Genomic DNA, 9571 nt, shown 5'->3' with positions numbered 1-9571 from the left:
TCTGACGAGGATCCGATCATGGCGCCCTTGCCGCTGTTCTATTCAAGCATCACCGTGCTCGACCGCAATGAGCATCGCGAGGCGCGGGTCGCCCCGTCGGAGGCACCCTACGCATTCGCGTCCGGAGCCCATGTGCTGCCGGCGCTGATGCCGGAGTTCGCGGTCGCATGCCGCGACATGCCAATTCTCTTCCTGGATGAAGCGGGAACCGTCTCGCCGCTGTTCATGGTGGGGATGCGTCCCGGCGAGAGCTGTTTCGTCGATGGCGAGGGGCGCTGGCGCGGCCAGCATGCGCCGGCCTATCTGCGGCGCTACCCATTCGTCGGTGGCGAGGTCTCGTCGGAGCAGCAGGTCATTTGCGTCGATGGCGGCTTCTCCGGGCTGCAGAGTGAGCAGGGCGAGCGCCTCTTCACCGAGGACGGCGAGCCGGCGGAAGCATTGCAGCGGGTCATCACCTTCGTCGGCGAATATGCCGATGCTGCGAAAGCCACGGCCACCTTCACCGCCGAGCTCAAGGCCCTCGACCTGTTCCAAACGATCAACATCGAGATACGGTCGGCCAACGGCGCGACCTCGAGCTTCTCCGGCTTCACGGCAGTGAGCGAAGAGCGCCTCAACGCGCTGTCGGACGAAATCTGGCTCGATCTGCGGCGGAAAGGCTATCTGGCGCCCATCCACGCCCATCTGATCAGCCTGGCGAACTTCGCCCTGCTCGGCGAGCGCTCATAGTCGAAATCACCGATCGCCATCGGCCTTGCCGCTGTTGTTTGAAGCGGATCAAAGCGTCGCGCGTTGACGATGGGCGCTTTGTTCGAACACGAAAGCTTCGTTTCGTTACCGGATGCGGCAGGGAGGCAATCCTCCTGCCCGATCGCCGAACTATGGAAACCTTCCCTCCGGCTGGCCGGCTAGTCTCGCGCCTGCGGCGCGTATGCCGTGCCCAGGCAAGGGTTCACGGTCATGACAGAGGCGATCGAGCGCCGTTCCTTCCTCAAGCTGTCGGCTGCGCTCGCGGCCGGCGCCGCTACGAGCTTCGCCTGTGTCGAGATCGCCAGCGCCGCGCCAATCGAAGTGCCCACCGTCGACCGCCTGTCGATGCGTGTGCTGATCGATTCAGCCCATGACCAGTTCCTGAAGCCAAGCACCGTCCAGGGCGTACAGCATCAGCCGCCGGGCTCGGGCCGCGGCGCCGATTATCGCCAGGTCTTGCACAATCAATGGGGCCTGTCGCTCTTCCTGGAATCGCAGCGCGCCGACGAGGGCCGCACCATCCTGCTCGACTTCGGCTACAGTCCCGATGCACTGCTGAACAATATCGGCATCCTCAAGGTCGATCCGACCAAGATCGATGCCCTGATCGTCAGCCATGGCCACCACGATCATTACGGCGGCCTCGACGGCTTCCTCGCCAAATATCGCGACGCGCTTGCGCCGGACCTCAAGCTCTATGCCGGCGGCGAGGATAATTTCTGCCATCGTGTCAGTCCGAGTAGCGTCCAGGGCCAGTTCACCGATTTCGGCCAGCTCGACCGCCGCGAGCTCACGGCGCGCCAGGTTGCGACAGTGCTCTGCGAGACCCCGACCGTCGTCGCCGGCCATGCCTTCACCACCGGGCAGATCAAGCGGCGCTCGATCGAGCGCATCCTGCCCAATACCTTCGTCGAGCGTGCCATCAAGGACGGGCTCGGCTGCGACGCCAGCCATTACAGCCCGGCCGAGCTGCAGGGGAAGATCATCCCGGACGAGCATGTCCACGAGCACGCGACCTGCTTCAACATCCGCGGCAAGGGCCTGGTGGTGATCAGCTCCTGCGGCCATGTCGGCATCGTCAACTCGGTCCGGCAGGCGCAGGAGGTCTCCGGTGTCGAGAAGGTGCATGCCATCGTCGGCGGCTTCCATCTCGGGCCGGCGCCGAAGGACTATCTCCAGCAGGTCGTCGCCGAGGTCGGCAAGCTGAAACCCGATGTGGTCGTTCCAATGCATTGCTCGGGCCTGAACTTCGCGTTGGAGGCGCAGGCGCAGCTGCCGGAGAACGTCATCGTGCCGACCACCGGCAGCCGCCTGATCTTCTCGGCCTGAGCGATGCGCGCCCGTCAGCTCCGCATCGCGGGCCTGTTCTGGCAAGCGGTGCTGGCCGCAGCGTTCACCCTGTTGTTCGTCACCGTCTGGTCGGGCCTGCTGCGCGCCGAGGAGCCGCGCCGCCGCTCGGCCGCCGAGCTGATGGACATCTTGATGTGGAATCGCGAGCCGGTCGGCGGCGCTTTCGAGCTGAGCGATCACACCGGCCGCATTCGCCGCGACACCGATTTCCGCGGCAAGCTTCTGCTGGTCTATTTCGGCTTCAGCTACTGCCCGGATATCTGCCCGACCGATCTCCAGGAGATATCTCGCGCCGTCGACCAGCTCGGCCCGGATGGCGAGGCGATCCAGCCGCTCTTCATCACGCTCGATCCCGAGCGGGACACGGCCGAGCATCTTTCGACCTATGTCTCGTTGTTCCATCCGCGCCTGGTCGGCCTGACCGGATCGGCCGAGGCAGTCCGCCAGGCGGCCGATGCCTACAAGGTGTTCTACGAGAGGGTCGAAACCGGCAAGGACGAGTACACGGTCGACCACTCGGCCTATGTCTATGTGATGGATCGGGCCGGCCAGTATCTCGGCTTCTTCCCGCCGAATACGCCAGCCGAGCGCATGCTCACCGTCATCCGACCCCACCTCCAGGCGAAATGAGCGATGCGCCGGCATGAGAGTAAAACGCCTGTTGGGGTAAATCGTGGAAGGTTGTTCTGCCAGCGGAGGGCGCAACTTTGAAAAGCCGTTTCATTGACGGCGTGGGCCGCGTGGAAGATCATTCACGACAACCGAAGCGATGACATCGCTGATGTCGCGGGATTTGCTGGAGCAGCTTGCACCGCGTCACCAATGCTAAAAGCACCACGATGAAATCGTGGGCTCCGAGAGCGGAGACACGTCAATGAAGCTGAGTATTACTTCGGATCCCGAGCCCTTCGCGGCGCTGCCGCGATGTTCCTGATCCTTCGTCCCGCGGCCTGACCGCAGGACCCGTCTCTTTCCAGCAGATTCAGCGCGCCGGCTCGATCGGCCGGAGCGTCGTCAACTGACGACGTGCGGTGCGCTGCGTCCTCTCGTCAGCTGAGGCCCTCATGACCGTCGTCTCGCTCGTTCCGCCCGCATCTGCAGTCTCCCGTCCGCTCGGCCGGGTCGCGCAGGCTGAGCCGCCGAGCTTCCGCTCGGCGCTGCGCCATCTCGCCGGCGGCGTCAGCGTCATCACGACCGGGCAAAGCGAGGATCGCACCGGCCTCACCGTCACCTCGCTGTCTTCGCTCTCGGCCGAGCCACCGACCGTGATGTTCGGCCTCAATCTGACGTCGTCGAGCTTTCCCGTGCTCGCCCGTTATCGCAGCTTCGGCGTCAACATCCTCAATGCCACGCAAAAGCAGATCGCCGATCGCTTTGCCGGCCGTGCCGGCGAGAAGGGCGAGGCGCGCTATGCCGGGGCGAGCTGGACCGAAGGCGTCACCGGCGCGCCGCTGCTGGAGGGCGCACTAGTCGCACTCGATTGCGAGGTCGAGGAGCTGATCGAGCGGCATTCCCACGCCATCGTCATCGGCCGCGTGCAGGAGGTCAGGCTCGGCGGCGACGACGCCGCGCTGCTCTACTGGCGCGGCGATTACGAACGCCTCGGCTGGATGGCCGAGGAGGCGCGCACGGCCCTCGACCTGCGCAGCATCTGACCCCTGCGAGATACCCCATGGCCTATTCCCTGAGCCTGCTCGACAAGAGCCCGATCCTCGATGGCGAGAGCGCGGTCGATGCCCTGCAGCGCACGATCGCGCTGGCGCAGGCTGCCGAGCGGCTGGGCTATCGCCGTTTCTGGCTCGCCGAGCATCACGGCTTTCCCGGTCTTGCCAGCTCGGCGCCCGAAGTGCTGGTCGCGCATCTGATCGCCCGGACCCGGCGCATCCGCGTCGGTTCCGGCGGCGTGCTGTTGCAGCATTACAGCCCGTACAAGGTTGCGGAGACCTTCAACCTGCTTGCGGCGCTGGCACCGGGCCGTATCGATCTCGGCATTGGCAAGGCGCCGGGCGGCCTGCCGCTCTCGACCAAGGCCCTGCGCATCCAGCACGATCCGGAGCGCGCCCGCTCCTTTGAGGCATTGCTGGCCGAGCTCGATGGTTTCCTCGCTGGAGTGCTCGATGCGAGCGATCCGCTCGCGGGCGCGCAGGCCCTGCCCAAGCCGCCCGTAGCCGCCGAGCGCTTCCTGCTCGGCGCGAGCCCCGACAGCGCCCGGCTCGCGGCCAAACACGGCTGGCGCTTTGTTTTTGCCGGCCAGCTGAACGGCGATCCGAAGGCGCTGGAGGCGGCGCTCGACGCTCATGCCAAGGCCGGCGCAACCGAGCTTCCGCTGCTCGGGCTGGCGGCGCTCGCCGCCGCGACGGCCGAGGAGGCGAGGGCGCTGACCGAGCCTTTGCGCGTGGTTCGGCTGACGCTCGACAATGGCCAGAGCGTCAACCTCGGCAGCGAGGAGCAGGCCGCAGAGTTCGCCCGCCAGGCCGGAGCGGCGTCCTATACCACTGAGATCCGCCGTCCAAGCATTCTCGCCGGGACGGCCGAGGACGTCCGGCGCGAACTCGATGCGCTCTCGACCCGCTTTGGCATCGCCGAATTCGTTATCGACACGCCGGCAGCCGCCACTGCCAAGCGCCTCGCCTCGATCACGCTGCTGGCCGGCGACGCGTCGGCGCTCGCCGCCTGAGCCGACAGGAGACACCGATGAGCAAGCCCCGCCTCACCTTCGGCCTGATGCTGCAGGGCCCCGGCAGCCACATGAACGCCTGGCGCCATCCCAGCAATCCGCCGGACGCCAGCGTCAATCTCGACTTCTTCATCCGCAACGCCCGCAAGGCCGAGGAGAACGGCATCGCTTTCGCCTTCGTCGCCGACGGGCTCTACATCAACGAGAAGTCGATCCCGCATTTCCTCAACCGTTTCGAGCCGCTGACGATTCTCTCGGCGCTGGCGACGGTGACCAAAAAGCTCGGCCTCGTCGGCACGGTCTCGACCTCCTATAGCGACCCCTTCACCATCGCCCGGCAATTCGCCTCGCTCGACCTGATCTCGGGCGGCCGCGCCGGCTGGAATGCGGTCACGTCCCCGCTGGAAGGTTCCGGCCGCAATTACGGCCGCCCGCATCCCGAGCACTCGCTGCGCTACGAGATCGCGCATGAATATCTCGAACTCGCCAAGGGTCTCTGGGATTCCTGGGACGACGACGCCTTCGTCCGCGACCGCGAGAACGGCCGCTTCTTCGACCGCGAGAAGCTACACACGCTCGGCTACAAGGGCCGCTTCTTCCAGGTCGAGGGCCCGCTCAACATCCAGCGCTCGCCTCAGGGCCAGCCGGTGCTGTTCCAGGCCGGCGCCTCCGATGCCGGCATCGGCCTCGCCGGTCGCCATGCCGATGCGGTCTTCGCCAATCATGTCTCGCTGGAGGAGGGCCAGGCCTTCTACCGCAGCATCAAGACCAGCGCGATCGCGCAGGGGCGGCTGGCCGACAACGTCAAGATCTTCCCGAGTGCCGGCCCGATCGTCGGCCGCACGCGAAAGGAGGCCGAGGACAAGTACCAGGCGATCCGCGCGCTGGTCTCGATCGACGACGCGCTTGCCTATCTCGGCCGCTATTTCGACCATCACGACTTCAGCGCCTATCCGCTCGACGCTCCCTTCCCCGAGCTCGGCGAGATCGGCAAGAACAGCTTCCGCTCGACCACCGATCGGATCAAGCGCACCGCCGCCTTGAAGCGCCAGACCCTGCGCGAGGCGGCGCTCGAAGCGGCGACCCCGCGTGCCGACCTGATCGGATCGGCCGAAGAAATCGCGGATATCCTGATCGAGCGCGTCGAGAAGCAGGCGGCCGATGGCTTCATCCTGGGCTTCCCGGTGATCGGGCAGGGCCTCGACGACTTCGTTGAGCTGGTCATCCCGGAGCTGGAGGCGCGCGGTGTCTACGATCGCAACCTGCCGGGCGAAACGCTGCGCGACCATCTTGGCCTGCCGCGCCGCGAGAGCCGCTATGCCCGCTCCGCCCCGGCATCCGTGCCGCGCAAGGTCGGCTGAAAGCCACGCAGAACTCGTTTTCAGAAACCCGCGATCCGAGAGGCTGTCCGATGTCCGACCAGTTCCTCTACACCACCCCGCTCGACCCGCTCGCCGAGCCTCTGGTCGAGCAGCTGACCTGGGAATACGCGACGCGCTACGGCACCTATTTCGGCGAGGCGCCGGGCGCCGAGATGAGCCGCTACCCGGCCTCGTTGTTCGCGCCGCCCGAGGGCAACTTCGTCCTGCTGCTGCGCGAGGGCCGTGCCATCGCCGGCGGCGCCTTCAAGCGCTATGACGCGCAGACAGCGGAGCTGAAGCGGATGTGGACCGATACCGCCTTCCGCCGCCAGGGCCTCGCCCGCCGCGTCGTCGAGGAGCTGGAGGCGCAGGCTGCGCGCCAGGGCTATGGCAAGATCTTCCTGACCACCGGCTTCCGCCAGCCGGAGGCGAGGGATCTCTACCTCAACACTGGCTACACGCCGCTCTTCGATCCCGCGGTCGACCCCGAAATCTACAAGAAGCTCGCCTTCGAGAAGGACCTCGCCGTCGCTTCCTATCCGCTGCGGCCGCCCGCAGAGCAGTTGCCTGTCAGCGCCGCCTGATCGCGTCGCTTCCTGAGTTTCAAGGGGACGAATTCCAGCCATGACCCTCGCCAGCGATCTGGCGGGCTTGCCGCCGCACGCCCGCAGCACACCGCCGACACGCGATTTCAGCCGCTACCGTATCGTGCCGGCGCGCTATCCAGCCCGCACGATCGGTACGGCCTTCGCGGTCGTCGTGATCTTCGCAGTCGCGAATTCGGTCCTGTCCAATCCGCGCTGGGGCTGGGATGTCTTCGCCGAGTGGTTCTTTTCCGAACCGGTGCTGGCGGGCCTGGCGCGCACGCTGCTGCTGACCTTGCTCGGTAGCGTTCTCGGCTTCCTGCTCGGCACCGGTCTGGCGCTGGCACGGGTCTCCGGCTCGCCGCTGCTGGCGTCGCTGTCCTGGGCCTATGTCTGGTTGTTTCGCTCGATCCCGCTGATCGTGCTGCTGCTGGTCCTCAACAATCTCGGCTACCTCTACTCCACCGTCTGGCTCGGCGTTCCTTTCACCGACATCACCTTCGCCTCCTGGTCGACGACGCAACTGATCACGCCGTTCTTCGCGGCGGTGCTCGGGCTGACGCTGAACGCCGGCGCCTTCTCCTCCGAGATCGTGCGCGGCGGCATCCTCTCGGTCGATCAGGGCCAGCACGAGGCGGCGGCCGCGCTCGGCCTGCCGCGCCACCGACAATTCTCGCGGATCGTGCTGCCGCAGGCGATGCGCACCATCCTGCCCAACGGTTTCAACGAGATCATCCTGCTGGCGAAGGGCACCAGCCAAGTCTACATCCTGGCGCTGCCCGAGCTGTTCTACACCATCCAGATCATCTATCGGCGCAATCTCGAGGTGATCCCGCTGCTGATGGTGGCGACGGTCTGGTACCTCGTCATCCTGAGCGTACTGTCCTTCGTCCAGCACCATATCGAGCGCTATTATTCGCGCGGCGCGCTGCGCAATCCGCCGCCTTCGCTGATCGGCCTGGCACTGGTCCGCTTCGGCCGCTCGCGCGATGCCGCAGCGGCGCGGCGTACCGAGGCCGCGCAGGCCCAGGCGAGTTCAACCCCCGCGGTGGTTCCCTCGCTGGCGAGTCTGCGACGCAGCGGCGGCGAGATCCGCATCAGCAATGTCTCGAAGAGCTTCGGCCCGCTCAAGGTGCTCGACGATGTCAGCCTCGCGTTGCGGCCTGGCAGCGTTACCGCGATCATCGGCCAGTCCGGCTCCGGCAAGTCGACGCTGCTGCGCTCGATCAACCATCTTGAACGCGTCGACCAGGGCTTCATCGCCATCGACGGCGAGCTGATCGGCTACCGCCAGGATGGCGACAAGCTCTACGAGCTCAAGGAGCGCGAGATCCTGAAGCGCCGCGTCGATGTCGGCATGGTCTTCCAGAGCTTCAACCTGTTCCCGCACCTGACCGCGATCGAGAACGTCATCGAGGCTCCGCTTTCGGTACGCGGCGTCAGCCGAGAGCAGGCGCTGGCCGAGGCGCGCGAGCTGCTCGCCCGCGTCGGCCTCGCCGACAAGGTCGACGCCTATCCGCGCCAGCTCTCCGGCGGCCAGCAGCAGCGCGTCGCCATCGCCCGGGCGCTGGCCCTGAAGCCCAAGGTCCTGCTCTTCGACGAGCCGACCTCGGCGCTCGATCCCGAGCTCGTCAACGAGGTGCTCGACGTCATCAAGGAGCTCGCCCGCTCCGGCACGACGCTGGTCATCGTCACCCATGAGATCGGCTTTGCCCGCGAGGTCGCGGACGAGGTCGTCTTCATGGAGGCCGGCCGCATCCTCGAAGTCGGCCCGCCGGCCCGCGTCCTCGCCGAGCCCGATCATGCCCGCACCCGCGAGTTCCTCGCCAAGGTCCTCTGACCGTCATTTCTCAAGGAGCAAAGCCATGATCACCAGACGCAACACGCTCGCTCTGCTCGGCGCCGCTTCCGCCAGCACGCTTCTTCCTTCGCTCGGCCTCGCCCAGCAGGCGATCGACCTCTCGCCCGAGCAGGCCGGCCGGCCGCGCGCCGGGCGCGACGAGGCGGCGATCAAGCTGATCGGCAAGGACGCGAAGTTCGTGAAGGAGGGCGTCTTCACCGTCGCCAACGCCACCGGCCGCCTGCCCTTCGCCGGCTATACCGCCGATGCCAGGACGATCGTCGGCTCCGAGCCGGACATCGCCTACCTCGTCGCCGATGCGCTTGGCCGCAAGCTCGAGATCGTGCCGGTTTCCTGGGCCGACTGGCCGCTCGGCGTCGTTTCCGGCAAATACGATGCGGCGATCTCGAACATCACCGTCACCGAGCAGCGCAAGGAGAAGTTCGACTTCTCGACCTACCGCAAGGACCTGCTCGGCTTCTATGTGAAGAAAGACAACGAGATCCAGATCCGCGAGCCGCGCGATGTGGCCGGCCTCAAGATCATCGTCGGCTCCGGCACCAATCAGGAGCAGATCCTGCTGCGCTGGAACGAGCAGAACGTGAAGGCCGGGCTGAAGCCGGCCGAGATCCAGTACTATGACGACGATGTCGTGCTCTATCTCGCGCTCGAGACCGGTCGTGCCGACGCCTATCTTGGTCCCAACGCTCTGCTGAGCTTCAAGGCGGCGCAGGAAAGCAAGACCCGCCTCGCCGGCAATTTCAGCGGCGGCTGGCCGCTGCTGGCCGAGATCGCGGTGACGACCCGCAAGGGCGCCGGGCTCGCCGAGGCGATCACCCACGCCATCAACACCCAGATCGGCAACGGCAACTACGCCAAGGCGCTCGGGCGCTGGAACCTTGCCGCCGAGGCGATCGAACAGTCGCGCACCAACCCGCCCGGCCTGCCGGCCACGTGAGCCAAGCGGCGGCGCTGCGGTTGGCCGCGGCGCCTTCGAGATCAAGCATGA

General features: G+C 66.4%; 9 protein-coding genes. All 9 read left to right on the top strand.

What is annotated here, in order from left to right; genetic code table 11:
* The first annotated feature begins 18 nt into the window (after nt 1-18).
* The 9 genes from B6S44_RS09040 to B6S44_RS09000 all read left to right on the top strand — a co-directional run bounded on the left by B6S44_RS09040 (nt 19) and on the right by B6S44_RS09000 (nt 9520).
* The gene (locus B6S44_RS09040; RefSeq protein ID WP_164985765.1) at nt 19-729 is read left to right on the top strand and encodes a SapC family protein; all 711 of its coding nucleotides are present in this window, start codon (nt 19-21) and stop codon (nt 727-729) included.
* A gap of 231 nt (nt 730-960) precedes the next feature.
* Nucleotides 961-2079 (top strand): MBL fold metallo-hydrolase, encoded by a 1119-nt coding sequence (locus B6S44_RS09035; RefSeq protein ID WP_129156539.1) that lies wholly within the window; start codon nt 961-963, stop codon nt 2077-2079.
* Between the two features lie 3 nt (nt 2080-2082).
* Nucleotides 2083-2730 carry an SCO family protein gene (locus tag B6S44_RS09030; RefSeq protein ID WP_164985764.1) on the top strand — a complete coding sequence of 216 codons (648 nt, stop codon included), beginning with the start codon at nt 2083-2085 and terminating at the stop codon, nt 2728-2730.
* A gap of 434 nt (nt 2731-3164) precedes the next feature.
* Entirely contained in the window at nt 3165-3755 is a 591-nt protein-coding gene (locus B6S44_RS09025) for a flavin reductase family protein (protein WP_129156538.1), read from the top strand.
* A 17-nt stretch (nt 3756-3772) separates the two neighbouring features.
* A complete protein-coding gene (locus B6S44_RS09020) occupies nt 3773-4777 on the top strand; it encodes an MsnO8 family LLM class oxidoreductase (protein WP_129156536.1) in 1005 nt (334 codons plus the stop codon).
* 17 nt (nt 4778-4794) lie between these two features.
* Nucleotides 4795-6138: an LLM class flavin-dependent oxidoreductase gene (locus tag B6S44_RS09015; protein ID WP_129156534.1), complete on the top strand. Its 1344-nt coding sequence runs from the start codon at nt 4795-4797 to the stop codon at nt 6136-6138.
* A gap of 50 nt (nt 6139-6188) precedes the next feature.
* Nucleotides 6189-6722, top strand: coding sequence for a GNAT family N-acetyltransferase (locus B6S44_RS09010; RefSeq protein WP_129156533.1), 534 nt, complete (start codon nt 6189-6191; stop codon nt 6720-6722).
* 40 nt (nt 6723-6762) lie between these two features.
* Entirely contained in the window at nt 6763-8562 is a 1800-nt protein-coding gene (locus B6S44_RS30030; protein WP_129156532.1) for an amino acid ABC transporter permease/ATP-binding protein, read from the top strand.
* Nucleotides 8563-8587: 25 nt separating this feature from the next.
* Nucleotides 8588-9520, top strand: coding sequence for an ABC transporter substrate-binding protein (locus tag B6S44_RS09000; protein ID WP_129156530.1), 933 nt, complete (start codon nt 8588-8590; stop codon nt 9518-9520).
* Nucleotides 9521-9571 lie beyond the last annotated feature (51 nt).

It is taken from the genome of Allobosea sp. Tri-44, assembly GCF_004123845.1.
Taxonomy (GTDB): Bacteria; Pseudomonadota; Alphaproteobacteria; order Rhizobiales; family Beijerinckiaceae; genus Allobosea.
Note: the sequence above shows the minus strand (reverse complement) of the source record. Positions and strands in the feature narration are given on the sequence as shown.

What these genes read in the sequence shown, in the direction of transcription:
- B6S44_RS09015 (WP_129156534.1), top strand. Translation starts at nt 4,795, where the DNA reads ATGAGCAAGCCCCGCCTCACCTTCGGCCTGATGCTGCAGGGCCCCGGC.
- B6S44_RS09040 (WP_164985765.1), top strand. Translation starts at nt 19, where the DNA reads ATGGCGCCCTTGCCGCTGTTCTATTCAAGCATCACCGTGCTCGACCGC.
- B6S44_RS09020 (WP_129156536.1), top strand. Translation starts at nt 3,773, where the DNA reads ATGGCCTATTCCCTGAGCCTGCTCGACAAGAGCCCGATCCTCGATGGC.
- B6S44_RS09025 (WP_129156538.1), top strand. Translation starts at nt 3,165, where the DNA reads ATGACCGTCGTCTCGCTCGTTCCGCCCGCATCTGCAGTCTCCCGTCCG.
- B6S44_RS09000 (WP_129156530.1), top strand. Translation starts at nt 8,588, where the DNA reads ATGATCACCAGACGCAACACGCTCGCTCTGCTCGGCGCCGCTTCCGCC.
- B6S44_RS30030 (WP_129156532.1), top strand. Translation starts at nt 6,763, where the DNA reads ATGACCCTCGCCAGCGATCTGGCGGGCTTGCCGCCGCACGCCCGCAGC.
- B6S44_RS09010 (WP_129156533.1), top strand. Translation starts at nt 6,189, where the DNA reads ATGTCCGACCAGTTCCTCTACACCACCCCGCTCGACCCGCTCGCCGAG.
- B6S44_RS09030 (WP_164985764.1), top strand. Translation starts at nt 2,083, where the DNA reads ATGCGCGCCCGTCAGCTCCGCATCGCGGGCCTGTTCTGGCAAGCGGTG.
- B6S44_RS09035 (WP_129156539.1), top strand. Translation starts at nt 961, where the DNA reads ATGACAGAGGCGATCGAGCGCCGTTCCTTCCTCAAGCTGTCGGCTGCG.